This is a genomic window from Pseudomonas sp. KB-10 (assembly GCF_018221585.1).
Taxonomy (GTDB): domain Bacteria; phylum Pseudomonadota; class Gammaproteobacteria; order Pseudomonadales; family Pseudomonadaceae; genus Aquipseudomonas; species Aquipseudomonas yangonensis.
Map to the genome: position 1 here is coordinate 288,114 of NZ_QYYB01000003.1, position 24,483 is coordinate 312,596.

Below are 24,483 nucleotides of genomic sequence, written 5' to 3' on the forward strand. Positions count from 1 at the left end.
CAATCCGTGACCGGTCTGTTTATTACCCTGGAAGGCCCGGAAGGTGCTGGCAAGAGCACCAATCGCGAGTATCTGGCCGAACGCCTGCGCGAGCAGGGCGTCGACGTGCTGCTGACCCGTGAACCGGGCGGCACACCGCTGGCCGAGCGTATCCGCGATCTGCTGCTCGATCCCAGCGACGAGCCGATGGCGGCCGATACCGAGCTGCTGCTGGTGTTCGCCGCCCGTGCTCAGCACCTGCAACAAGTGATTCGCCCGGCCTTGGCCAAGGGCAGCGTGGTGCTGTGCGACCGTTTCACCGACGCCACCTACGCCTATCAGGGCGGCGGGCGAGGACTGTCCATCGAGCGCATTGCGCAGCTGGAGCAGTTCGTCCAGGACGAGCTGCGCCCCAACCTGACGCTGATTTTCGATCTGCCTGTGGAAGTGGGGCTTGCGCGCGCAGCGGCGCGCGGGCGCCTGGACCGTTTCGAGCAGGAAGGCCGTGGCTTCTTCGAAGCGGTACGCCAGGCCTACCTGCAGCGCGCCGCGCAGGCGCCGCAGCGTTATCGCGTGCTCGATGCCGGGCAGAGCCTGGTCCAGGTTCAGGCTGATATCGATACCTTGTTGCCGAGCCTGCTGGAGGCCTGCCGTGGCTGAGATCTACCCCTGGCAGCAACCGCTCTGGCAGCAACTGGCCGGGCGCAGCCAGCATGCCCATGCCTATCTGCTGCATGGTCCCAGCGGCATCGGCAAGCGCGCGCTGGCCGAGCGCCTGATGGCATATCTTCTCTGTCAGAGTCCGAGCGGCCTGGATGCCTGCGGCAACTGCAAATCCTGTCATCTGCTAGTTGCCGGCACTCACCCGGACAACTTCGTGCTCGAGCCCGAGGAGGCGGACAAGCCGATCAAGGTCGATCAGGTGCGCGAGCTGGTCGATTTCGTGGTGCAGACCGCGCAGCTTGGCGGGCGCAAGGTGGTGTTGCTGGAGCCGGCCGAGGCGATGAACCTCAATGCCGCCAATGCGCTGCTCAAGAGCCTGGAAGAACCGTCCGGCAATACCGTGCTGCTGCTTATCAGCCATCAGCCCAGCCGCCTGTTGCCGACCATCAAGAGTCGCTGCGTACAGCAGGCCTGCCCGCTGCCGAGTGAGGCGACGAGCCTGGCCTGGCTGGCCCAGGCGCTGCCTGAGCTGGGCGACGATGAGCGCGCCGATTTGCTGACCCTGGCAGCGGGCTCGCCACTGGCCGCTGTGCGCTTGCAGGCGCAGGGCGTGCGCGAGCAGCGCGCGCAGGCGGTGGAGGGGGTGAAGAAGCTGCTCAAGCAACAGGTTTCGCCAAGCCAGCTGGCGGAAAGCTGGAACGCGCTGCCATTGAATCTGTTGTTCGACTGGTTCTGCGACTGGGCACAGCTGATGCTGCGTTACCAGCTGACCAGGGACGAGGAGGGCCTGGGCCAGGCCGATATGCGCAAGGTGGTGCAATATTTGGCGGACAAGACGCCGCAGGCCAGGGTGCTGGCCATTCAGGAATGGCTGCTTGGCCAAAGGCAGAAGGTGATCGGCAAGGCCAACCTCAACCGTGTGCTGCTGCTGGAAGCCTTGCTTGTGCAGTGGGCCGCTCTGCCTGAGCAGGGGCGCGGCTGACCGAGGTCGCATCGGGATTCGGCAAGGCGTCACATTCTGCTGGCTGCGTGCCACCCGGTGGTTTGCGCCGGAGTATGAACAGGCCCTAGAATCAAGCATTAAGCAATAAACGCCAGGAATGTGCTGATGAGCCTGCCACCCAATCTGGGGCCCCGTAACGGAATTCTGTCCCTGACCATCAAGGACAAGTCCGTGCTGTACGCGGCCTACATGCCTTTCATCAAGAACGGCGGGCTCTTCATTCCCACCAACAAGAGCTACAAGCTCGGTGATGAAGTGTTCATGCTGCTCAACCTGATGGACGAGCCGGAGAAGATACCGGTGGCCGGCAAGGTGGTGTGGATCACTCCGAAAGGTGCCCAGGGCAACCGCGCTGCCGGGGTTGGCGTACAGTTCAACGATGGTGACAATACCGCCCGCAACAAGATCGAAACCTACCTGGCCGGCGCGCTGAAATCCGACCGCCCGACGCACACCATGTAATGCGCTGGCCGCGAGCGAACTCTCCTCGCGGTCAAAGCCCCTCCCTCTTGACGACCAGGCACCTGCCTCTTTCGATTACAATTCGGGCTTTCCCTTTGCCCGAGTTTTCCCGCTGTGCTGATCGACTCCCATTGCCACCTTGATCGTCTTGACCTCGCTGCCCATGGCGGTTCGCTGGATGCTGCCCTGGATGCGGCGCGTGCCGTCGGCGTCGGCCATTTTCTGTGCATCGGCGTAAGCGCCGACAACGCGGCCACGGTCAAGGGCCTGGCTGAGCGCTACGCGGACGTCGATTGCTCGGTGGGCGTGCATCCGCTGGACCTCGAGCCAGGCGCGGAGCCGGCGCTGGACTGGCTGCTGGGCGAGCTGGCGCATCCGAAGGTGGTCGCCATCGGTGAGACCGGACTGGATTACCACTACGAGCCGGAGTCTGCTGCATTGCAGCAGGCGTCCTTCCGTCTGCATCTGGAAGCGGCGCGCATCACCGGCAAACCGGTGATCGTACATACCCGCGAGGCTCGCGCCGATACTCTGGCCCTGCTGCGCGAGGTGGCGCTGCCGCAGGCCGGCGTGCTGCACTGCTTCACCGAAGACTGGGAGATGGCCAAGGCCGCGCTGGACATCGGTTTCTATATTTCTCTGTCCGGTATCGTTACCTTCCGCAATGCCGAAGCGCTGCGCGAGGTCGCCCGCCAGGTACCGGCCGACCGCCTGCTGGTAGAAACCGACTCGCCTTACCTGGCGCCCGTGCCGCATCGCGGCAAGCCCAATCTGCCGCAATACGTTCGAGAGGTGGCTGAATACCTGGCGGTGCTGCGTGGCGTCAGTTACGAGACCCTGGCCGAGCAGACCTCGAGCAACTTCAAGCGCCTGTTCCCGCTGGCCAGCGTGGCCTGACGCCGGACTACGGTTCGCGCTTCTGTCATCAGACCAGGCAAAAAAAACCCGGACTCTGGGGGATGAATCCGGGTTAAGACCATTAGGAGTAAATCAAGGTACGCGGTCCACGGTACCTTGGCTGGCGGGGCACTTGGGGGGAGATGCCGCACACCAGTAAGTTTCAGTATTGGTCATGTTGGGCGAGCGTCCAGGCAAAATCGTGTGTTTTTTAAACAGATTTGGAATACCGCGGTCGCTGTTGAGTCCTCACCCTTTTGCCAGCTGGGCTAGAAGCGCCAGCGTTTCCTCGATTACCTGCTCCTGGGTGTAGAAGTGCGGTGACAGGCGGACCCCGGGCCCGCGCTGCACACAGATCACCTGTTCTTCGCGCAGGCGCTGATACAACGCAGCATTGTCCCGGCCCGCCAGGCTGAAGTTGAGGATGCCGGCGCGGCGTTGCGTATCCAGCGGACTGTGCAGCGTAGCGCCGGGTAACCTGGCTATGCCGTCGGTCAATTGCCGCACACGTTCCTCCAGCAAGGTGCCGACGCGCTCCATGCCCACTTCCTCGAGTAGCGCCAGGCTCGCTTCCAGGGCGAAGGCGCCGAGCATGTTCGGGCTACCGCATTCGAAGCGCCGGGCGCTCCGTGCCGGTTGCCAGTCCTGGCGGGTATAGTCGCCGGCATGCTCCAGCATATGCCAGCCGTATTCGTGCAGCTGCAACTGATCACGCACGGCGGTGCGGCAATAGAACACGCCGAGACCTTCCGGGCCGAGCATCCATTTGTGGCCATCGGCCATGGCGAAATCACAGTCGTAAGCCTGCACGTCGAAGGGCAGGGCGCCCAGCTGCTGGATGGCATCCACGCAGAACAGCACGCCGTGCTGACGGCAGCCGCGGCCGAGGCGCGGCAAATCCAGACGCAGGCCGCTGGCGAACTGCACGGCGCTGATAGACAGCAAGCGTGTACGTGGGGTGAAGGCTGCGAGCAGCGCTGCTTCCGGATCGTCGCCCTTGAGGCTGACTTCGACCACCTCCACGCCCTGGGTTGCCAGCGCCAGCCAGACGATGCGGTTGGAGGGGAATTCCTCGTCACTGATGATTACCTGGTCGCCGGGGCGCCAATCCAGACCGAAGGCCACGAACGACAGCGCTTCTGACGTGTTCTTGACCAGAGCGATATCGCCGGTGCTTGGCGCGTTCAGCAAGCGCATCAGACGTTCGCGCAGGCTACGCTCCAGTTTCAGCCAGTCGGGATAATCACGCGCCCCGCTGGTCACGTTCGCTTCCGAGAACCGGCGCACCGCTTCGGCACTGCGTTTCGGCCAGGGGGCAACCGCGGCATGGTTCAGATAACGCAATCCACTTTCTTGGGGAAACTCATCATGAAACACGTACATGGTCGGATGATCCGTGCAATTTGGCTACATTTGGGCATAATAGGCGGCTTCGATTTTTGACCCCGCAGTCCCTTTATGCAGAAAGAACCCCGTAAGGTCCGCGAATTCCGTCGCCGCGAGCAAGAAATTCTCGACACCGCGCTGAAACTCTTCCTCGAACAAGGAGAAGACAGCGTCACCGTCGAGATGATCGCTGATGCGGTTGGTATCGGCAAAGGCACTATTTACAAGCACTTCAAGTCCAAGGCGGAGATCTACCTGCGCCTGATGCTCGATTACGAGCGCGATCTGAACGAGCTGCTGCATTCGGCTGATGTGGATCGCGACAAGGAAGCGCTGTCGCGTGCCTACTTCGAATTCCGCATGCGCGATCCGCAGCGCTATCGCCTGTTCGACCGCCTGGAAGAGAAGGTGGTCAAGGGCAATCAGGTGCCGGAGATGGTCGAGCAGCTGCACAAGATCCGCGCCTCCAACTTCGAGCGCCTGACCCAGCTGATCAAGGGGCGCATCGCCGAAGGCAAGCTGGAAGACGTGCCGCCGTACTTCCATTACTGCGCCGCCTGGGCGCTGGTTCACGGCGCAGTAGCGTTGTACCACTCGCCGTTCTGGAGCAACGTGCTCGAGGATCAGGAAGGCTTCTTCCAGTTCCTTATGGACATCGGCGTGCGCATGGGTAACAAGCGCAAGCGCGACTGAGTCGGCGCGGGGCGCCGAGCCGAGGCGACACTGACCTGCGGCAAATGCGACCCCGCTCATTCAGCCGGCCGATGGTCCATGTGCCACGGCCGGTTACGGCGATATACTCCAGTCATCCTGCTTGGAGTACGCCATGATCGTTGACCGCCAGGGCAGACGCTTTCGCAACCTTCGCGTCAGCCTGACCGCCGCCTGCAATTACGCCTGCACCTACTGCGTGCCGAATGGCAAGCGCCTGGTCGCCGCTCAGGACGAACTCTCCGCTGACGCCATGGCACGCGGTGTTGCCTACCTGATCGAAGCGGCCGGCATCGAACGTCTGCGCATCACCGGTGGCGAACCGCTGGTGAGCACGCGTCTGGAGCCTTTCCTGCGCCAGGTCAGCCAGCTCGGCCTCGATGACATCAGCCTGACCACCAACGGTCAGTTGCTCGAGCGCAAACTGCCGGTGCTGGTCGAATGCGGTATCCGTCGCTTGAACGTTTCCCTCGATACCCTCGATGCCGAGGCTTTTCGCGGCATCGCCCGTGGCGGGGACCTGGCTACCGTGTTGGCTGGCATGGAAGCGGCGCGTGATGCCGGGATGAAGATCAAGGTCAATATGGTGCCGTTGCGTGGGCAGAACCTCGACCAGGTGCTGCCGCTGCTCGACTATTGCCTGGAACGCGGCTTCGAGTTGCGCTTCATCGAGTTGATGCGCATGGGCCACCTCGCACGTGACCCCAACACCTTCAATCAGCAGTTCGTCGGCATGCCCGAGCTGCTGGAACTGATAGGGGGTCGTCACCAGTATGTCCAGGCCAGCGCTCCGGTGGATGCCACCGCGCTGCGCTACGCCATTCCCGGCGTGGGGCACTTCGGTGTGATCGCCAATGAAAGCGTACCGTTCTGCCGGACCTGTTCGCGCCTGCGCCTGTCCTCCACCGGCTGGCTGCATGGCTGCCTGTCGTCGAGCAATCGCCATTTCGTCGGCGACCTGCTGGACAAGCCGCGCCACCAGGCCCTGCCAGCGCTGCAGCGTCTATTGGTCAAGGCGCTGGGTGACAAACAGGACCTGGCTTTTTCCGGTGGCGTGACGGTGATGAAGATCATCGGCGGCTGAGCCGCAGGGCGCGCCATGCACAACGCTGGCGGCAAGACGGCTGGGGCGATGTTCGCCTGCTGCGATAGTCCGCGTGGCTCGGCAGTCACGTCCGACCCGGATACACTGCCGGGGCGTCAACCAACCGAGTGCCCTCCCGCATGTCCGCCACCTTTCCCATCGCCTACATCGAGCCGGTGTTCCGTCCGCCGAGCGAAGCCCAGTCGTTGATTTTGCCGGTCACCAATGGCTGCTCCTGGAACCAGTGCACCTTCTGCGAGATGTACACCGCACCGCAGAAGAAATTTCGCGCCCGTGACGAGGCGCAGGTGCTGGAGGAGATTCGTCGCGCCGGCGAGCAACTGATCGTCAGCCGCGTATTTCTTGCCGACGGCGATGCGCTGGTGCTGCCGACCCGGCGTCTGCTGGCCATACTGCAAGCCATACGTGACTACATGCCCGAGGTCCGCAGGGTCTCCAGCTATTGCCTGCCGCGCAATCTGCGTAAGAAGTCGGTGGAAGAGCTCAGGGAACTGGCCGATGCCGGGTTGAAGATGGCCTATGTCGGTTGCGAGTCCGGTGATGACGAGGTGCTGGCACGGGTCAACAAAGGGGAAACCTTCGACTCCAGCCTCAGCGCTCTGGACAAGCTCGGCCAGGCCGGCATCATCCGCTCGGTGATGATTCTCAACGGGCTGGGCGGCCAGGCGCTCAGCGATCAGCACGCCGACAATTCTGCGCGCCTGATGAACGAAGCTCAACCCGAGTACCTGTCCACCCTGGTGGTCAGTTTCCCCATGGGCGAGGCGCGCTTTCGCCAGCAGTTCGCCGATTACCAGCCGCTGACGCAGTTGCAGCTGTTCGCCGAAGTCGAGCGGTTGCTGCAGGGGCTGGAGCTGCAACAGACGGTGTTTCGCAGCGATCACGCCTCCAATTATCTGGTGCTCAAGGGCAACCTGGGGCGCGACAAGGAACGTCTTCTGGCCCAGGTGCGCAGCGCCATCGAGCGACCGCAGCAGGCGAACCTGCGTCAGGAGTGGCAGCGCGGGCTTTAACAAGGCTGGCGCAAAATCTGCATCTATGCCTCATTCGCCGGTTTTCCGTCACCGGCACGAGGAGGATTCATTCATGCGTAACCTGCTTCTACTGGTGGCCTTGCTGGGGCTGGCTGGCTGCATGAAGGTCAGCGATCTGGCCAGTGGCGCCGAGTACCACCTGCGCGATGCCGGTTTTCTCGATCATGGCCGCACCGAGCGCATGGCTTCGCGGCGCCTGCAGCAGGATTCGTTCATCTATATCGCCCAGGGCCATTTCGTACCGCCGGGCCACGGTTACCCGCGGCCCAACGTGGTGGCCGAGGAAGCCTTCAAGGGCTTCGTCGAATACTTCCCGTTGGTGCGCCGTGCCAGTCAGCCTGCAGGCCTGGATGAGGCCATGGCCGAGGCGCGTAGCGCTGGCGCGCACTATCTGTTGTATGCGCGCTTCGCCTACAGCGATGACCGCATCGGCACTCTGGAAGAATGGGAAGATCAGGAAGTGGTGGACCGGCTCGGTACCGACCGTGCTTCGATCCAGTTGATGCTGATCGAAACCAATACCCGATATCTGGTGGATACGGCGCGGATTCGTAGCCGTGGCGGATTCCTGACGTTTTACGATGCCAAACCCCAGGACCTGATCGGCCCGCCGCTGCATGACTATGCACGCAGCCTGATGGGCGTTGGGCGCTAAGGATAGGGGCAATCGGGGCGCCGGACTTGTGGGAGGGGCTTTAGCCGCCACAGGTGGCACGGTGTATCCTCTTCGGTTCGCGGCAATCTGAACGAGGAGAGAGCATGAGCGATCCAGGCAAGGCTGGCGACCTGCTGGCGCAGATCCCCGAGGGCGAAGGCAAGGGCCTGCCACCCGTTCACCTGTGGAACCCGGATTTCTGTGGCGATATCGACATGCGTATCGCCCGTGACGGCACCTGGTATTACCAGGGGACGCCCATTGGCCGCAAACCCATGGTGCGGCTGTTTTCCACCATCATCCGCCGTGACGGCGACGACTACTTCCTGATCACGCCGGTGGAGAAGGTCGGCATTCAGGTCGAGGATGCGCCCTTCGTGGCCGTGACCCTGCAAGTGGAAGGCGAGGGCGAGGCGCAGGTGCTGCGCTTTACCACCAATGTCGAGGATGAGGTGGTGGCCGGCGTCGAACACCCGATCCGTGTACAGATCGATCCTGCGACACTCGAACCCTCGCCCTACATTCTGGTGCGGCGTAACCTCGAAGCGCTGATTCACCGCAATGTGTTCTATCAGTTGGTAGAACTGGCGGTGGAGCGCGAAATCGACGGAGAGCCCTGGTTGGGCGTGTGGAGCAGCGGGCGGTTCTATCCCATAGGGCCATCTCCGGCCTGAGAGTGATTGGCTTGAGCGACTGCGACGGTGCGCGCGGGCACACCACTGGTATGAAGGGAGACGCAAATGGATGAGCAGCGCATCGAAACCGAACGCCTGACACTGCGACCGCCGCAGCCGCAGGATGCCGACGAGGTGCAGCGCCTGGCCGGTGATTTTCGTATTGCCGATGTCACCCGCAGCATTCCCCATCCCTATCCGCCCGAGCTGGCGCAGCGGTGGATCGAACGCTGCGCGCAGGAGTGGGCCAGCGGCGCGGCGGCCAACTTCATCATCACCGAGTCGGGCAGCGGCCAGCTGGTCGGCAGCATTGCGCTGAAGGATATCGGCCGCGGCGAGGCCGAGGTGGGTTACTGGCTCGGCGTGCCGTACTGGAGCCGTGGCTATGCCAGCGAGGCCTGCAATGCACTGGTGGATTTCGCCTTCCGTCAGCTGCGTCTGCGCCGCTTGCATGCCAGCCATCTGGCGCGCAATCCGCAGTCCGGGCGTGTACTGTTCAAGGCCGGATTTCGCCATCTCGGGCTGGGTCATAGCACGTGCGGCAGCCAGGGCAAGGTCGAGCCGGTGGAGTTGTACGAGCGCGTTTGCGGCGAGTGATCGTAGGGTGCGTCAGCGTACCCGGTCGCGACTCTGCACTGCCAGGTCCAGCGCCTTCTGCATATCCAGCCGTGCGGAGCGGCCTACGTCCTTGTCGCTCAGTTCATAGTTGCGCTCGGACGGCAGGATGGGTGCGGTCAGGTCCTCGGCGTCCATCGGCTCGAAATCGTATTCGCCGCCGATGGTCATGGCGCTGCGCCTCAGCAGCATGCGCACCTGCTCCGGTTGCAGGTCCGGGTTGATCGACAGCATGGCGGCGACCACGCCGGTCACCAGTGGGGTGGCGTAGGAAGTGCCGCAATGCACGTCGCCAGTGGCGTCAACTTCGCTGGTCGAAGCCTGAGCACAGGCGGCCGCGGTGATGTCGACGCGCATGTCGACGTTCGACGAGTTGCGTTTGACCACGTAGCCCGGGTCGTCTATTTCAACCTCGTCCTTCTTGCTGCGCTGGTGCCCGCCGACCACCAGCAGCTGTTCGGTGATGAAGGAGGAGGGCAGGCGGTACTCGTCTCTGCCGGAGTAGGAGGAGCCATTGCCGGCTGAGTTGATCACCATCACGTCCGGGTGTTCCTTGCGCAGCCAGAGGAAGAATTCCTCCAGCAACTCCTCATAGCCACTCATAGCGATGCCCGAGCGCACCAGCGAATCGATCTCGTCGCCTTCGACGTTGCGCGTGCCGACGCGGTGGATGCCCCAGCTCCAGTTGAGGACGCGTACGCCGTCTTCCACCAGATTGACCGACGCGGCGATATTGGCCGTGATGCCCGCATCCGAGTTGCGCTCGACTATGACGTCGAAGCCGTTGCTGGCCTTGTCCATCCCGCGCAGGAAACCGGTGTTGCCGCCCTTTTCCCAGTGCGCGGCGAGAATGCCGGCGACGGTGCTGCCATGGTTGTCCGGCTCGTCGGCGTCGCGCGCGTAGACGCAGGTGCGCGACTTGCCGTCCGGGCAGGCGCCCAGGTAGTCGGCAAAATCAGGCGCGTCGAAGTCGACGTTACGTTCGATCACGCCCACGCGGATGCGCTCGGCCTCGATGGGCGAGTCGCCTGCGGGAATGCGCCGCTGGTAGTAGTTCACCGCATCCATGAAACGGTTGGCGGCCCATTCCTCGGAGTTCTTTTCCGGTTTGCGTGCCGGCTTGCGCGCGGCTTCGCTCTCCTCGCCGCGTTCGGGGGCGCTTTCCTCCACGACCACGGCATCGACGCTGGTTTCGTTGCCGATACGCAGTACCAGCGCATCGCGCTCGGTAAGATCTTTCACTGGCAGGCGCAGCTGGTAGACGTTTAGCGGCGGGATGGCGCCGACCACCTTGGCGTCGTATTTCTTCGCCAGACGCTTGGCCTCTTCCAGGCCGTCGTGGCTTTCCTCGATCAGCAGGCTGACCAGATCGACGTAGGTGGTCAGGCCGTCCATGTTCTTCGCCACTTCATCGGGGCCGGCGGCGAGCACATGGCTGCGATGCAGTGACAGCCATACCGGGTTGCTCGCGCGGGCGCCGTCTGCCAGCCACAGTGGCGCGCTGCGGTGTTCGTTGCTGTTGAGCCGCAGGCGCAGGGTGTCGCCGCTGCGTTGCACCGCCGAGGTGGGCAGGGTGTCGTCGCCGAGGTGCAGCTTGGGCAACGTCTGGCCAAGGCCACGCACCTGCATGCACCATTGCTGCTGTTCACTGGCAAGCAGATCGCCACAGCGTTGCAGGCTCTGGATGCGCAAAGCTTCCTGCGCATCGGCAAGCGGGCTGAGCACAGCCATGACGAGAGCGGACAGAAGAACGCGGTTGGGCAGCATGGGGCGGGGCCTCCGTGGCGGATGTTCAGCTTTTCCGACTTTTTTCGGCCGCCTTCGTTCAGCTTGGGTGCGTGCGCTCGGTCGCTGTGAATCCTTGTGGCAGTGGCGCCGTTGCGCCTGATTTTGGTTATAGTATTACGTTTCAATCACGTCCTGCTCGAAGTCTTACATGCCCTCCAATCGTCTGCTTTCGATCGATGCCCTGCGCGGCTTGGTCATCCTCTTCATGCTGCTCGATCACGTTCGCGAAACCTTCTACCTGCATCAGCAGGTTGGCGACCCCATGGATGTGGCTGTCACGGAACCGGCGTTGTTCTTCAGCCGGACCCTGGCGCATCTGTGCGCGCCGGTGTTCATCCTGCTCACCGGGCTTTCGGCCTTTCTCTACGGGGAAAAGCAGATGAGCCGCACGGCGACCAGCGCCTTTCTGTTCAAGCGCGGGCTTTTCCTGGTGGTGCTGGAATTCACCCTGGTCAACTTCGCCTGGACCTTCCAGTTCCCGCCCACGGTGATCTACCTGCAGGTGATCTGGGCCATCGGCCTGAGCATGCTGGCGCTGTCCCTGCTGCTATGGCTGCCGCGCGCGTTGCTGGCCGTGCTGGGCCTGATGCTGGTGGCCGGGCACAACCTGCTCGACGGGCTGCACTTCGGTGTCCAGTCGGCCATGCACATTCCCTGGGCGATCCTGCATGACCGTGGCTGGCTCGAGTTTTCCGAGTCGCTGCGTCTGCGTACCTCTTACCCCGTGTTGCCGTGGATCGGTGTGATTGCCCTGGGCTATGTGATCGGTCCCTGGTTCCGCAGCTCGCGCGACCCGCGGCAGCGTCTGCACTGGCTGCAGTTGTCTGGGTTCGGCGCGCTGGCGTCGTTCGTGGTGCTGCGCCTGGTCAACGGCTATGGCGAGAAACCCTGGACGGTCGGGGAGAGCGGGTTGCAGACGCTGATGAGCCTGCTCAACATCACCAAGTACCCGCCGTCGCTGCTGTTCCTGGCGCTGACGCTGGGCGTCGGCCTGCTACTGCTGGCTGTTTTCGAGCGCCGCAATGAAGGGCGCATGGTGCGTACGCTGGCGGTGTTCGGCAGTGCGCCGATGTTCTTCTATCTGCTGCACCTGTATGTGCTGAAGCTGCTCTACATCGCCGCGTTCGCCATCTGGGGCGCAAACCAGGGGCATTATTTCGGCTTCGCCTCGATGGTCTGGGTCTGGGCCGCGACAGTGGTGCTGGCCGTGTTGCTGTTCCCGCCAACGCAATGGTTCGCGAGGCTCAAGGCGCAGCGTCGCGACATTCGCTGGCTGAAGTACTTCTGATCAGCAAATAGAAAAGGCCAGGGTTGTTCCCTGGCCTTTTCATTCGAGCTTCTGGCGCACCTGCGGCGCGGCGTGTTGGGCTTACAGTTTCATGTTCACCGACAGATAGGCCGAGCGACCCGGCGCCGGGGAGAACATCGGCTGGTCGTCACCGCCCCAGAAGAAGTTGTCGAACCACACGTACTCATACTCGCGATCGGTCAGGTTCTTCAGCTGCAGGTCGAGGCTGGTGGTCGCGGAGACCTGATAGCGCACGTTGGCATCGAGCACCGCGAAGCCGCCGTACTTGCCCTGTTCGTTGAGCGTGTCGATGTAGTAGTCGCCCTGGGCGCGGGCTTGCAGGCCGAAGCGCCAGGCGTCGTTGAACTGGTAATCGACACCGGCATTGCTGATGTAGCGCGGGGTGGAGATCACTTCGTTACCTGCCAGGGAGCGACCGCCGTCGGTGAAGGCGCTGCGTACCTTGGCTTGCTGGATGGCGTGCGAGCCCCATACCGTCCACTGCTGGTTGAGTTGCGCGGTGATCTGCATGTCGACACCGCGGCGGCGGGTTTCGCCGAGGCCGACCGTGGTACCGGTCGCGGGCATGTTGGAAACCTCGTCGGTGGCGTCCTGCTGCCATACGGCGATCCGCGCCTCGGAGCCGGCGAAGGGCTTGAACTTCACGCCCACTTCCTTGCCGGTGTTGATCGAGGGCTTGTACGCAGCCTGGCCGGCGGTCATGTAAGCCGGGCCCTCCGAACCCGTGAGAATCTGGAAGGTACGGCCCCAGTTGGCATATACGTTCGTATCCGGGGTGATGCTGTACACCACGCTGAGCTTGGGTTGCTCGATCCAGCCGTAGTCCTGCAGCTTGGCTTTCTCACCGCTCATCAACTCGGTGTTGCCGGAAAACTTGTCCACCCGGTAGGCCGGGATGATCTTCAGTTTTTCGATGGGCTGGATGATCGCCTGAGCGTAGGCACCGGTGTTGTACAGCGTGTAGCTGTCATCGTTCTGCGTACGTGCCGGCGGCGCGTCGAAGTCGGTGGGGATGCCGAAGTTGTAGCGATAGCGGCGGTACTCGTTGTTCTGCTGCTCGTAGTTGACGCCACCATCGAGGGTGAGCATCTCGTGGGCGCGCCAGGTCAGGTTGCTCAGCACGCCGGTCTTGCGTTCCTGCCACTGGCGGCGCTGGCGTGGGGCGTTGCCGACCGGGTAGTCGGTGAAGGTCACGGTGCGGTCATCGTCGTAGCTGTTGTAGTACAGCTTGTTGCTCAGGCTCAGGTCGTCGCTGAGCTGGAAATCGGCATGCCCGCTGAAGTGCTTCATGTCGCGGTCGTCGCCGTCGTTGGCGTTCTTCGCTGGCGACTGCGTGCGGCTGGCGGCCAGCTGCCGGGCGGTGAGAAAGCCCGGTTCCTCGGCTTCGTGATGATAGAGGCGGGCGACGACACCGAGCTTCATGGTCTGCTCGTCATCGGTGACGAACCACTTGCCGCCCAGTGAGTATTTGTTGGAGTCGCTATGGTCGCGGAAGCCGTCGGAGTCCTGCTTGGCCAGGAAATAGTTCTGCGCGAAGTTGCCTTCTTCATGGCCGACCGCCAGCTGGAATTCGCGGGTGTTGAAGCTGCCGTAGGTCAGGCGGCCATCGGTGTAGTTGCCGCCCTGACGGGTGACGAAGTTGATGTTGCCGCCAATGTTGTGCAGGCCGTAGCGCGGATCGTTGGTGCCGCGCACCACCTCGATGTAGTCGATGTCCAGCGGGAAGACCATGTCGATGAAGCGCTGGTTGCCGCTGTTGACGTTGCTCGGCACGCCGTCGATCAGGGTCTTGATGCCGTTGATGTAGCCCTCGCCGTTGAAGGCGCGGAAGGTCACCTTGCCCGATTCGGCGCCCATGCGCGTTTCGGTCAGCTGGATGCCGGGCATCTGGCCCACCAGCTCCCAGCTGTTCATCACGGTTTTGTCCTCGATCTTGTCGCTGCCCATGATGTCGACCGAGGTCAGGATATTGTCGGTGCGCAGCGTGCCGGTGGCGTCTGGGGTGACGTAGACCGAGCCGAGCGAGACGGTGGAATTGCCGGAGGAGGCTGCATGGATCTGAGGCGTGACCAGTGCGGTCATGACGGCGAGGGAGGCCGAAGTGGCTTTCATGGGTATTCCTAGCATTGCTTTTCTAAGTGTCGGGAGGTTGTTGCGTTGGCCTGCAGCGCGGGCTGGCGAATCTCCAGGCCGCAGCGAGCTGTCCGGTTGTGCCGGAGCGTTGCCAATTATGTGGTGATAAATATGTTATATCATAATGATTTTGTGGCGGACGGCCAGCCTTAAAGCCCCGTGGCCGGCACCCGCGGATACTCAGGCTAGACGCCTTGGTCACCTGGTGGCGCTGCAACGCCACCGACATTCACCTGAACGGCATACCGGAGCCAGTCCGTCATGAGCGTCGGGCGAAATTTCTGAATTACCAGTAGATGGATGCGCAGGGCTGACAACCGTACGCCTGGTGGACGGGGATTATGCAGCGGTGTTCAGTCAGGCGAGCCTGGAACTGGCCAGGCACGACGCCGCGCGCTTTCAGAGCCAACTGGCCCGTCAATCAAGCCAGCAGCCAGGAGAACCGATCTGCCTGGCCGCCAGCGTTGGCATCTCAACGCTCGATGCTAGCGTCGAAACTGCCTTGTCGCGCAGCGACATCGCCCAGTGCTGCGTCAGGCGCGGCGGGCGAAATCGCCTTGAGCACTTTTGATGGCCGACTCGATCAAGCCGCCCGCAACGCCTGGCTGATCGCATCGTTGAACGCAGGAATGTCGTCCGGGTTGCGTGAGGTGATCAGCGTCCAGTTCTGCCCCGGGCACACCTGCACTTCGGCGTCTACCCAGCTGGCGCCGGCGTTGGCCAGGTCCAGGCGCACGCTGGAATAGGAGGTCATCACCTTACCCGGCACCACGCCGGCATCGATCAGCAGCCAGGGCCCGTGGCAGATCGCCGCGACCGTCTTGCCGGCAGCCTTGAACTCCTGAACCAGGCGCTGGGCATCCTCGTCCTGGCGCAGGTTGTCGGCATTCACCGTGCCGCCGGGGATCACCAGCAAGTCGTAATTCTCTGCGCTCTGCCCCTTGATCTGCGAGTCCGACTGCACGGTAACGTCTTTCTCGCTGTCCTTGAGCCAGGTTTCGGCCTCGCCACCCTTGACGCTGGCATGGGTGACGCTCGCTCCCTGATCCTTCAGGGCCTGCATCGGCTTGAGCAACTCGTCGCGCTCGATGCCACTGTTGGCGGTGATAAACAGCACCTTTTTGCCTTGCAGATTCGAACTCATGATCGATACCTCCGCTGATGCGCCGCACGGACGCGATGAGTGGCCGCGTAGGTGAACGCGGCATGTATCAGGATTGAAAGGTTCGAGACGCAGAAGTTCGAATTGATTACTCGTCGTTGATGGGGCGCTGATGGCCAGCCTCGATTTCGACAACGTGGCCTCAGTCGCGCGTTTCGATCCGGCTAAGCACGAAGCGATGATCGAAGCGTAGCGGAAAACTATTGCGTGCCGGCATACCCTCCAGCAGAGGCGCCTGATAGTGAATGTTTCGGCAGAGCTTGCGCAGGCAGGCCTGCATGATGTCAAGCGTGACCCATTCTCCCGGGCAGCGATGCCCTGTGCCATGAGATCCGCCGCCCTGGGGGATCATCGTGTAAGGGTCTGGTTGCCGAGACAGGAAGCGTTCCGGGGCGAATACATTGGGATCATTCCAGGAATCGCGCTCGCGGTTGCTGCCATATAAATCGAGCAATACCCTCGCGCCTCGTTCCAGGCGCATGCCGCGCCATTCGAAGGGGCAAATCACTCGCGCAGCGACGAAAGGAAAAAAGGCGTACAAGCGCCGTACTTCCTGGATGAAAGGCAGTAGCCAGACGTCATCGCATCGCAGCCGCTCCTGCCAGATGGGTCGACGCGTGAGCTCTACCATGGCGTAGAGCAAAAAGTAGCTGATGGCCACGATAGGGCGCAGGAGGTTGAGTAATTCAACCGCTGCCACTCTTGGCGCCAACGGTTGGTCGTCCAGGTCCCGATAGTGCGCGATCTGATCTGCGGGGCTGCCGGCTGGCATCGCCCCTGAGCTATGGCGCTGTTGAAGGATTCGCTTGGCTCCCCAGCGTTCGGTCTCCCGGCGTGCCCAGCGCCCGCGCAAATGGTCCAGGCCGATACTGCCGGCGCCCTCGATCAGTTCTACGAAATGGCGTTGTCGCGTCTGCGAGATATCTTCCGGCAGCCCTGCCCAGGACATGGCGGAGCGGAACAGTACCGTTTGTATCTCGTCGAGAAAATCGACGGTTCCTGCCACCTTCCAGCGTGGCAGAGCCGCATCAAGTTCTGCTTCAACTCTGTGCGTCAGCTTGGCGGCCGGTTCGCCACTGAGCAGATCGAGAAATAGCGCTTTGCGCCGTTTGTGGGATGGACCATCCAGACCCTGAATTGCCTGACTGCCGAACAGTGTTCGAATAAGCATTCGCGGTGCGGCATTGACCCGGCTGAGATGCGGGCTTTCATAGAACATCGCGGCGGCGTCGTGCCCCTGTAGGCAGTAGGTGCGTTGCAGCAGGATCCGACTCTCGAAGATTGGACTACGTAGCTTCTGGACACCGTTGCCGATGAACTCGTAGCCCTCGCGTAGCAGCGCAATGGTGCTCTCTGGGCGTGGATCGCGTGGGATTTTCAAGCTATCGGCCCTCATCACAGGTACGATCCTGATGGCGTGTAGGGTACAAGCGTGAGGGGGAAGCCCGCACGATATGCCAGCTACCGCTGGTGCAGAACATCTCGGGTCGGTTAGTGCGGGCCGTTGCGCAGACGTAGCAAGCCCCAGCCGACCAGCAGAATAGCTGCCGTACCCACCAGCACGCCGGCACCCTTTAGATTGCCCGCCTGGGTGCGCCAGCCACCTTCGATCCGTCGCTCTCCTGACGGCGGTTGGAACAGATTGCCGGTAGAGCGCTGCGCGGGCTGCCCGCGCCTGATGGCACGCCCCACCAGCAGCGCTGAGATCTGCGCGAACCCTGGCACCAAGAAGTGGCCGAGGCGCAGCAGGGTCGCCGTACTGCCGACGGTTCTGCTGGGCCGTGGGTTCAGTGCCATCTTGACCATGGCTTCGGCTACGCGAGGTGGATCGTAACGGGGCGGGGGCGGGCTCAGCTCATGGCCGGTGAAGTTGCCGCCGTCACGGAAGCCGGGCGTGTCCATCACCGCCGGGTAGAGGTCGCAGACATGAATGTCCGGCCAGCTTGCCAACTCGCCCCGCAGCGCCTCGGTGAGGCCACGCAAACCGTACTTGGCTGCGGAGTAGGCTGCCGCGTAGGGCTGGGCGACCCAACTACCGAGTGACAAAGTGTTGATCAGTACACCCGAGGACTGGGCCTTGAAATAGGGCATGACGACATAGGCGCCGCGCAGGTAGCCGAGCAGATCGGTCTGAACCACCTGCTCATGTGCGGCCAATGGAGTGGCCTCGAAACTGCCCACCGCGCCAACGCCGGCATTGTTCACCCATATATCGATGCGTCCATTGCCAAACGCCGCGGCTTGCTCGGCCAGCTTCTCCATTGCCTCGTTACGGGTGACGTCGGTGGGTACAGCCAAGGCGTGTGCCCCGAGCCGTTCACATTCGTCGACGACGCAAGCCAGCGCCTCGCGGTCGCGTGAAGCCAGTACCAGACGCGCCCCGTGCCGGGCGAACTCGTGGGCGGCGCAGCGGCCAATGCCGCTCGAAGCCCCCGTGATCACCACCAGTGCGTCATTCAGTCGGGCTGAATTCATCGGTTTCTCCTGCAATGAGTCGGGAAGATTGACGGGGGACCGTTGCCGTCTGGGGCTCAGATAGCTTGGCAATAGCGGCGCAACAGCTTCTTGCTCGGACGCTTGACCGGCATTTCGCGCAGCTCCGCCAATGCGAACCAGCGGCAATCCGCTATCTCGTTCTGCGGCCGTGGCGTCTGTGTGTCAGCGACCGACTGGTGAAAGACATGATGCACACCTGCGCCGAACTCATGTCTTGCCAGGTATTCGAGGCTGCTGAAGCTGAGCCCCGTTTCTTCGTCCAGCTCGCGTAGCGCAGCTGCCGCGGCGCTCTCGTTCGCCTCGATCTTGCCTCCGGGCAGGTTCCATTTCGCCTCGGCCTTGCGTACCAACAGAAACTTGTCGCCACGTCGGCAGATGACGGTAGCGCGTACTTTGCTCGCTTTGCCCATCGATAATTCTCGACAGTCTGGAAAGGACAGGCCCTGAGCGACTTAGGCGTCTCAGGTCGCCATGGCGTTGCAGATCGATCACTTGCTAGGGTGAGGCGGTTATCGAGCCTTCACATGCCCCCTTGGCGGCATTGCTGCAATGATCGGATCAGTTCATATGCGAGCATGCCTGGCTCCCGAAGAGGCCCTTGCCGGGCCTCCTATCGGGTTAACGCTTATTGGTTGCGGCCGCCGTGGCTGTTCTGACCGCCTTTCTTGCCGGCCTCGGAAGCCTTTTCGCGATCATTGGCAAAGTTGCCGCCACTTGCCTGACCGCCCTTCTTGCCAGCCTCGGAGGCTTTTTCACGATCGTTGGCGAAATTACCCGGATTGTTGTTACCAGTGCTTTTGCTAGTGGTCATCTCGGTACTCCCGATTGCAGAGGCGGAATTGCCTCGTTAAGCAATGGAGGAAAATGCTGCCGCTAACGTTCAGCCTATTTCCACGCTGCGCTTGGCAAAAGCTGACGAACGGTGGAGCGGCGAAGGGCCAGCTCACAGATTCGCAGAGGGCAGTTGCAGCCAGAGGGAGAACAGGCCGAGCACGCTCCAGAACACGATGAACAGCCAGGGCGAGCGCAGAAAGAACAGCAGCGATTTGTAGGTGCTTTCCCTGCTTGCCTCCTGCTCGCTGAACAGCGGCGAATCGTCATAGGCATGGCCGAATTCCGGGTCGCTGCGCAGCAACTGCTCCTGCTTGTAGTGCCAGTGCTCGATGATCGTGGCGGAGGCTCTGATGCCAGGCCAGGCGTGCAGTGAGCTGATGATGCCCAGCAGCGTGAACAACGCCGGAACCACCAGGGTGAACACTGCTCCCCAGTTTTCGTTCAGATTGGCCATGGACGATGCATAGGCGATCACCAGAAACGACTGCGCGGTCAGATAGGAATTGGTACGTCCGGCCAGCAGGCTGGTTTCATACTGAATTTCCCGCCGATAGAAATCGAGTCGCTCCTTCGGCGTGCCGAAAATAAGCAGCTCCGCCTGCTTGTCCATCTTCGTGTCACGTGTGTCGGAGGTAATGATTCGTGAGGTTTTCATCGACGTGGCTCGACTGTTTGTTGGGCTTCGCCGCATAGCGAGAAGTAGCCGGGCAATAGGACGTTAGACTGCGGGGGCTGCAGTTATTCAGTGTTTTTATTGGGAGGGCTTGCGCCGCCTGACTCGCGGGTGATCTGTCGAGTCACCTGCGCAGGCTAGCCCCCTCGGCTTTGCCTACCGTTGATCGTGCGAGCCGAACCTGGGCATGGGGCCAGTGACCCAAACAAGGGTCATAAACCGAAGTGAGAACGCCCCCATGAAATCCATGCCAGTCGTCATTGCTACAGCCGCCTTGCTATTCGCTACCACTGCTCTGGCCCAGGCTCCTGCAGGAAGTCCGGATGCCGGACGAGGCTCGGCGCCGAGCCCGAGCGGCACCCCCGCGCCTCAACACGAGATGGATGTTCACCGGGAAGATGGCCAGTTGCGGACCGAGGAGGGGCACAAGGTGAACACCCGCGATGGCAATATGCAGAACGACGGTGGTCGTGATGGCTCTGCCGAACATTCCTCACCCGGCGGCCCTACCGACCCTTCCTCCGACCCCGGCTCACTCGAGTAGTGTGCAGCGCTCGCATCGGACGTTGCCCGCAATCGTTGAAACAGCCCGACCAGACGATTGCCTGATCGCGGCGGAACGGTTTCTGTCGATTAGTGCTTTGGGTCATTTTTTACCCACTGGCGAGTCGTTTACAGACCAGCGGGGCTGCGGCGTAAAGGCATGAGTAGTGAGAAAGTCCGTCCATACGCTCGATGCGTACGGGCAGTGGGAGGCGGCCGGCCAAACCCTCCGACATGCTGAAAGGCGACCAGTTGTCCTCGGTGCCGTGCCAAAGGCTGATGTCCGCCTCGCCGGAGAAAGCGTCGGCTGACCAAGGCTGGAGATACTGCTGGATGTCCCGTATATAGCCGGCTGCACCTGAGGCGAAGGCCTGCTGTAGCACTTGGCACAGCAGCGCTCTGAATTTCGGGTCTTGCACCCGCTTGCAGTCCTGGCCTCTGGCGCTGGCGAACAGCATACGAAACAGAAGGGGGAATGCTCGCTTCGCCAGCAGCGCCTGACACCTAGCGAGCCAACCGAATAAACAAGGGCTTTGCCTGGCTAGTGAGAACACGGCCTTGCCGGCCATTTCATCGAGATAATCCCCTGCATCAAGAGGGGCGGCTGCTGATATCAAGTGCAGGTTGCGAATCTGGTCCTGCATAAGCGCGCCGACCTCCAGCGCAACATGGGTACCGAGGGAGAAACCGATGACGTCTAGGTGAGCGCCTTGTACTGCTTCGCTGATCGATTGAACAATATGTCGGTAGTAGTCGGTGCCGGTTATGGTGCGGTCGATGGCGAAGCGATTGAAACAGAGGATACGCAGACCGTGTTCCCGCGCTGGCGCGTCGAATAAGGAGCTCTCATGCGGCGAGCCCGGCACCCCGTGAAAGTAAATAACCGGTTTGCCTGCAGGGTCTCCGTAATCGGTGAAGTCCATTTCTTATTCCGAGGTGGTGGTACTGCGATCTAGTATCACTGCAGCGCTGAACCTGCGCTGGGACGAACTGCCGCATAGGCTGACGTAAGGGGCTTGAATGCAGTGGATAGGTGAACCCCGCCTATGAATATCGGCAGTCGCACAATCTCCAGCATTATATGTATGGCCGGAAAACCTCGTGCAGTTGCTGACGGGCGCAGGCGTATTCAAATAGCCCGGCTGACCGTCCTTTGCGAGAAGCCGAAAGGACTGGAACCTTTACTGCTCTAATCCTATCCCCGGATTGCGGTAGGCGCTCGGCGTTACGCCCACTTCCCGGCGAAAGACTTGCGAGAAATGGCTGGCGCTCGAGTAGCCCACTTCCAGTCCGATGTCGATCACGCTGCGCTCGGTTTCCAGCAGCAGTTGCCGGGCGCGAGCCATGCGCAGGCCAATGAAATAGTGCGACGGCGACAAGCCGGTAGCGCGTTTGAACAGGCGGCTGAAGTGGTACTCGCTCAGTTGCGCGGCCTGCGCCAGCGTGGCCAGGGAGAAGTCTTGCGCCAGGCGCTGGTTCATCAAGTCGAGGACGCGTCTTAATTTGTAGGCTTGCAAGGCATTGCTGCGCCTGCCGGTGGGCAGCGCGGCGCGATAGGTACGCACGAGGTGAATCGCCAGGGCTTGTGCCAGGCTGTGCACCAGCAGGCGGCTGGGCATACGGCTGTCGACAAGCTCCGAACGCAGCTGTTCGAGCAGCAGGCGAACCCAGTCGTCACGACCGCCGGATACGTCGACGAAATTTACCGGACCGGCCGCTCGGAGCCCAAGGTCGCGTGCCGCCTGCTCGATCAGCGCGGGCGCGAGATAAAGATGCATCACTTCGAAACTGTCGCCGCCCGTGGTCTGCCAGCGCATTTCGTAGGGCTGCGTGGTACTGGTCAGAAAGAAGTCGCCGATGCGTACCTCGCTCTTTTCCCATTCGCCGCCCGCTGCACGCTCTTCGACGATGGCCGATCCCGCCAGCACCATCACCAGCAGCGGCTCGGCCACGGCAGGTACGAGGATCGGTTCGGCGATGCTGCGGTGGGTGAACAGGTGCAGCACCACGTCCTGCGGGGCATGCGGCTGTGGCGCCGCGGGGGCGTCGCTCGGCAGGTATTCCGACATGGCCTCGGCCGTGATCCGCAGGGCGTCGGAAAGGGGGGCGGCAGGTTCGGATTGGCTCACCAGTAACGCGTCCATCGATGGGGCCCGATGTCAGGGCGGCGCTGGACAGGTTAGCGCACCGGCGCCGGGCTGCCAGCCGTGCATGCCTGAGCGGACTCATGCGGATTGCGCGCAAGATCGCGACAGCCCACGCAACGCGGCGAAAGCCGGCCATGGCCAACCGGGAGAGGATGAAACCGTCTTCTAACGCACCCTGTGTGCTCGCCGAATGAGGAGAAATCACCATGGCTGACATCAAGAACATCACCACCCAGGAAGTCGCGGGCAAAGTCGCCCTGATCACGGGCGCTGCCAGCGGCATCGGCAGGGCTACCGCGCTTTTGCTGCATGCTCGCGGAGCCAGGGTCATCGCCGAAGATATCGATCCTGCCGTGGAACAGCTGGCCCGGCCGGGGCTGGTGCCGCTGGTGGCGGACATCACCGAGGACGGCGCCGCCGAGCGTGCGGTGACGCTGGCGGTCGAGCACTTCGGTCGGCTCGATATCCTGGTGAACAATGCGGGCATCATCATCAACAAGGCGCTGGTGGAAATGACCCGACAGGATTGGGAGCGCATTCAGGCCGTCAACGCCACCGCCGCCTTTCTGCATTGCCGCGAGGCGATGAAGGTGATGATGCCGAACAAGGCCGGTGCGATCGTCAACATCGCCTCCTATGCCTCTTACTTCGCCTTTCCCACGATCGCTGCCTATGCCGCTTCGAAGGGGGCGCTGGCCCAGCTCACCCGCACGCTGGCGCTCGAGGCCATCGAGCATGGCATTCGGGTCAATGCCGTCGGCTCGGGGGACGTTGTGACCAACATCCTCAACGATGTGGTGGAAGACGGTCCGGCGTTTCTGGCCCAGCACGGCGAGAGCGCGCCGATCGGTCGTGCGGCTCAGCCGCAGGAAATTGCCGAAGTGGTTGCCTTCCTGGCGTCAGAACGGGCGAGCTTCATGGTTGGCGCCGTGGTCATGGTCGATGGCGGTATGACCGTGACGGCTGGCTGACCAGCCCTGGGTGATGCGCTGCGTCTTGCTGCGGCTGGGGCAGCGCATTGCCCTCGGATGAGCGTGCACGGCACCTTTGCGCCGAGGTTTCAGTTTGCATCAATCCGGCAGCCGGACCTTTTTCTTTGCCGCGAACAGATTCCAACTGGCGACGAACAATGCGGCCACCAGCGGGCCGATCACGAAACCGTTGAGGCCCAGCAAAGAGAGGCCGCCGAGGGTGGAAATGAGGATGAGGTAGTCGGGCATGCGGGTGTCCTTGCCGACCAGAATGGGACGCAGGATGTTGTCCACCAGCCCGATCACCAGTACGCCGAAGGCGGTGAGAATCACGCCTTGCCACAGGCTGCCGCTGAACATCAGGTACATCGCAACTGGCGCCCAGACGATACCGGCACCGGCTGCCGGCAGCAGCGACAGGAAGGCCATCAGCACGCCCCACAGCAGCGGGCTGTAGATGCCCAGCACCCAGAAGATGAGACCGCCTAGGGTGCCCTGTACCGCGGCGACTACCACGTTGCCTTTCACCGTGGCGCGTACCACACGGGTGAATTTGATCTGCAGGCGGCGTTTGGTGGTGTCCGCCAGAGGAATGGCGGTGCGGATCTTGCGGACCAGCTCCTTGCCGTCGCGCAGCAGGAAGAACAGCAGGTACAGCATGACAAAGAAGCCGATGAAGAATTCGAAGGTGCCCTGGCCGATTGCGAAGACCTTGGTGGCCAGGTATTGGCTCCCGGCCATGGCGCCTTTGGAGATCTGCTCGCGCAGGCCGTCGAGATCGCTCATGCCGACGCGATCGAGTTGTTCCTGTACCGAGGGCGGCAACATCTGGACGAAGCTGGTGACATAGGTGCCGATGTCCAGCTCGCCGGACTCCAGTTTCTGATAGAGGGCAGTGCCTTCGGCCACCACGGCAGAAGCGATGAAGATCACCGGCAAGATGGCCACCAGCAGACAGATGACCGACGTCAGCAGGGCCGCCAGATTGCTTCGCCCGCCAGTGCGGCGGATCAGGCGCTCCTGCAGGGGGGCGAACACCACCGCCAGCACCATGGCCCAGAACACCGCCCCGTAGAACGGCAGCAGTATCCAGAAGAAGGCGATGGTCACCAGCACGAGTAGCAGGATGAAGGCTTTCTGTTCGAAGGTCGGGTTCTGCATGTCGGGTCCGCTGGGAGTGGGCATGCCCGTTAGTCACCCGAAGCTCTGGCAAAGTGCCGACAAATTCAACATTGGCAGATCG

Annotated in this window: 24 protein-coding genes; 12 read left to right on the forward strand and 12 right to left on the reverse strand. The window is 62.3% G+C overall.

What is annotated here, in order from left to right:
- Window positions 1-6: 6 nt before the first annotated feature.
- From tmk to DXK50_RS09885, 4 genes are all read left to right on the forward strand, one after another.
- On the forward strand, window positions 7-639 hold the full coding sequence (gene tmk / locus DXK50_RS09870) for a dTMP kinase (RefSeq protein WP_212630184.1): 633 nt from the start codon (window positions 7-9) through the stop codon (window positions 637-639).
- Window positions 632-1,624 (forward strand): DNA polymerase III subunit delta', encoded by a 993-nt coding sequence (locus tag DXK50_RS09875; RefSeq protein WP_161866444.1) that lies wholly within the window; start codon window positions 632-634, stop codon window positions 1,622-1,624. Before tmk ends, DXK50_RS09875 begins: the two co-directional genes overlap by 8 nt.
- 126 nt (window positions 1,625-1,750) lie before the next feature.
- Window positions 1,751-2,107: a PilZ domain-containing protein gene (locus DXK50_RS09880; protein ID WP_003245164.1), complete on the forward strand. Its 357-nt coding sequence runs from the start codon at window positions 1,751-1,753 to the stop codon at window positions 2,105-2,107.
- A 114-nt stretch (window positions 2,108-2,221) separates the two neighbouring features.
- Window positions 2,222-3,004: a TatD family hydrolase gene (locus DXK50_RS09885; protein ID WP_212630185.1), complete on the forward strand. Its 783-nt coding sequence runs from the start codon at window positions 2,222-2,224 to the stop codon at window positions 3,002-3,004.
- Between the two features lie 249 nt (window positions 3,005-3,253).
- On the opposite strand, the gene DXK50_RS09890 is transcribed toward DXK50_RS09885, so the two are convergent.
- A complete protein-coding gene (locus DXK50_RS09890; RefSeq protein WP_212630186.1) occupies window positions 3,254-4,387 on the reverse strand; it encodes an aminotransferase class V-fold PLP-dependent enzyme in 1,134 nt (377 codons plus the stop codon).
- 75 nt (window positions 4,388-4,462) lie between these two features.
- On the opposite strand from DXK50_RS09890, the gene DXK50_RS09895 reads away from it, so the two are divergent.
- The 6 genes from DXK50_RS09895 to DXK50_RS09920 all read left to right on the forward strand — a co-directional run bounded on the left by DXK50_RS09895 (window position 4,463) and on the right by DXK50_RS09920 (window position 9,166).
- Window positions 4,463-5,083, forward strand: a complete 621-nt coding sequence (locus DXK50_RS09895; protein WP_003245158.1) for a TetR/AcrR family transcriptional regulator — start codon at window positions 4,463-4,465, stop codon at window positions 5,081-5,083.
- Between the two features lie 133 nt (window positions 5,084-5,216).
- Entirely contained in the window at window positions 5,217-6,185 is a 969-nt protein-coding gene (locus DXK50_RS09900) for a GTP 3',8-cyclase MoaA (protein ID WP_161866441.1), read from the forward strand.
- A gap of 140 nt (window positions 6,186-6,325) precedes the next feature.
- Complete coding sequence (locus DXK50_RS09905; protein ID WP_212630187.1) at window positions 6,326-7,219, forward strand: radical SAM protein; 894 nt, start codon at window positions 6,326-6,328, stop codon at window positions 7,217-7,219.
- Window positions 7,220-7,292: 73 nt separating this feature from the next.
- A complete protein-coding gene (locus DXK50_RS09910; protein ID WP_212630188.1) occupies window positions 7,293-7,895 on the forward strand; it encodes a DUF4823 domain-containing protein in 603 nt (200 codons plus the stop codon).
- Between the two features lie 104 nt (window positions 7,896-7,999).
- The gene (locus DXK50_RS09915; RefSeq protein WP_212630189.1) at window positions 8,000-8,569 is read left to right on the forward strand and encodes a DUF1285 domain-containing protein; all 570 of its coding nucleotides are present in this window, start codon (window positions 8,000-8,002) and stop codon (window positions 8,567-8,569) included.
- A gap of 66 nt (window positions 8,570-8,635) precedes the next feature.
- Window positions 8,636-9,166, forward strand: a complete 531-nt coding sequence (locus DXK50_RS09920) for a GNAT family N-acetyltransferase (protein WP_212630190.1) — start codon at window positions 8,636-8,638, stop codon at window positions 9,164-9,166.
- Between the two features lie 12 nt (window positions 9,167-9,178).
- Here DXK50_RS09920 and DXK50_RS09925 read toward each other — a convergent pair whose 3' ends face one another.
- Window positions 9,179-10,915, reverse strand: a complete 1,737-nt coding sequence (locus tag DXK50_RS09925; protein ID WP_461818798.1) for a S8/S53 family peptidase — start codon at window positions 10,913-10,915, stop codon at window positions 9,179-9,181.
- A 205-nt stretch (window positions 10,916-11,120) separates the two neighbouring features.
- On the opposite strand from DXK50_RS09925, the gene DXK50_RS09930 reads away from it, so the two are divergent.
- Window positions 11,121-12,260, forward strand: coding sequence for a DUF1624 domain-containing protein (locus tag DXK50_RS09930; protein ID WP_212630191.1), 1,140 nt, complete (start codon window positions 11,121-11,123; stop codon window positions 12,258-12,260).
- An 81-nt stretch (window positions 12,261-12,341) separates the two neighbouring features.
- On the opposite strand, the gene DXK50_RS09935 is transcribed toward DXK50_RS09930, so the two are convergent.
- From DXK50_RS09935 to DXK50_RS09975, 9 genes are all read right to left on the reverse strand, one after another.
- The gene (locus DXK50_RS09935) at window positions 12,342-14,393 is read right to left on the reverse strand and encodes a TonB-dependent receptor (RefSeq protein ID WP_212630192.1); all 2,052 of its coding nucleotides are present in this window, start codon (window positions 14,391-14,393) and stop codon (window positions 12,342-12,344) included.
- A 604-nt stretch (window positions 14,394-14,997) separates the two neighbouring features.
- Window positions 14,998-15,558 carry a type 1 glutamine amidotransferase domain-containing protein gene (locus DXK50_RS09940; protein WP_161866435.1) on the reverse strand — a complete coding sequence of 187 codons (561 nt, stop codon included), beginning with the start codon at window positions 15,556-15,558 and terminating at the stop codon, window positions 14,998-15,000.
- A 160-nt stretch (window positions 15,559-15,718) separates the two neighbouring features.
- On the reverse strand, window positions 15,719-16,957 hold the full coding sequence (locus tag DXK50_RS09945) for a cytochrome P450 (RefSeq protein ID WP_212630193.1): 1,239 nt from the start codon (window positions 16,955-16,957) through the stop codon (window positions 15,719-15,721).
- Between the two features lie 110 nt (window positions 16,958-17,067).
- Entirely contained in the window at window positions 17,068-18,051 is a 984-nt protein-coding gene (locus tag DXK50_RS09950) for an SDR family oxidoreductase (RefSeq protein ID WP_212630194.1), read from the reverse strand.
- A gap of 56 nt (window positions 18,052-18,107) precedes the next feature.
- Window positions 18,108-18,482, reverse strand: a complete 375-nt coding sequence (locus DXK50_RS09955) for an NUDIX hydrolase (RefSeq protein WP_212630195.1) — start codon at window positions 18,480-18,482, stop codon at window positions 18,108-18,110.
- 215 nt (window positions 18,483-18,697) lie between these two features.
- The gene (locus tag DXK50_RS09960; protein ID WP_161866430.1) at window positions 18,698-18,883 is read right to left on the reverse strand and encodes a con-10 family general stress protein; all 186 of its coding nucleotides are present in this window, start codon (window positions 18,881-18,883) and stop codon (window positions 18,698-18,700) included.
- Between the two features lie 132 nt (window positions 18,884-19,015).
- Window positions 19,016-19,561 carry a hypothetical protein gene (locus DXK50_RS09965; RefSeq protein ID WP_161866429.1) on the reverse strand — a complete coding sequence of 182 codons (546 nt, stop codon included), beginning with the start codon at window positions 19,559-19,561 and terminating at the stop codon, window positions 19,016-19,018.
- Window positions 19,562-20,232: 671 nt separating this feature from the next.
- Complete coding sequence (locus DXK50_RS09970) at window positions 20,233-21,045, reverse strand: alpha/beta fold hydrolase (RefSeq protein WP_212630196.1); 813 nt, start codon at window positions 21,043-21,045, stop codon at window positions 20,233-20,235.
- A 258-nt stretch (window positions 21,046-21,303) separates the two neighbouring features.
- The gene (locus DXK50_RS09975) at window positions 21,304-22,266 is read right to left on the reverse strand and encodes an AraC family transcriptional regulator (RefSeq protein ID WP_212630197.1); all 963 of its coding nucleotides are present in this window, start codon (window positions 22,264-22,266) and stop codon (window positions 21,304-21,306) included.
- Between the two features lie 209 nt (window positions 22,267-22,475).
- Here DXK50_RS09975 and DXK50_RS09980 point away from each other — a divergent pair, with 209 nt between their 5' ends.
- Entirely contained in the window at window positions 22,476-23,240 is a 765-nt protein-coding gene (locus DXK50_RS09980; RefSeq protein WP_212630198.1) for an SDR family NAD(P)-dependent oxidoreductase, read from the forward strand.
- A 99-nt stretch (window positions 23,241-23,339) separates the two neighbouring features.
- Here DXK50_RS09980 and DXK50_RS09985 read toward each other — a convergent pair whose 3' ends face one another.
- Entirely contained in the window at window positions 23,340-24,401 is a 1,062-nt protein-coding gene (locus DXK50_RS09985; protein ID WP_161866425.1) for an AI-2E family transporter, read from the reverse strand.
- Between the last annotated feature and the right edge of the window lie 82 nt (window positions 24,402-24,483).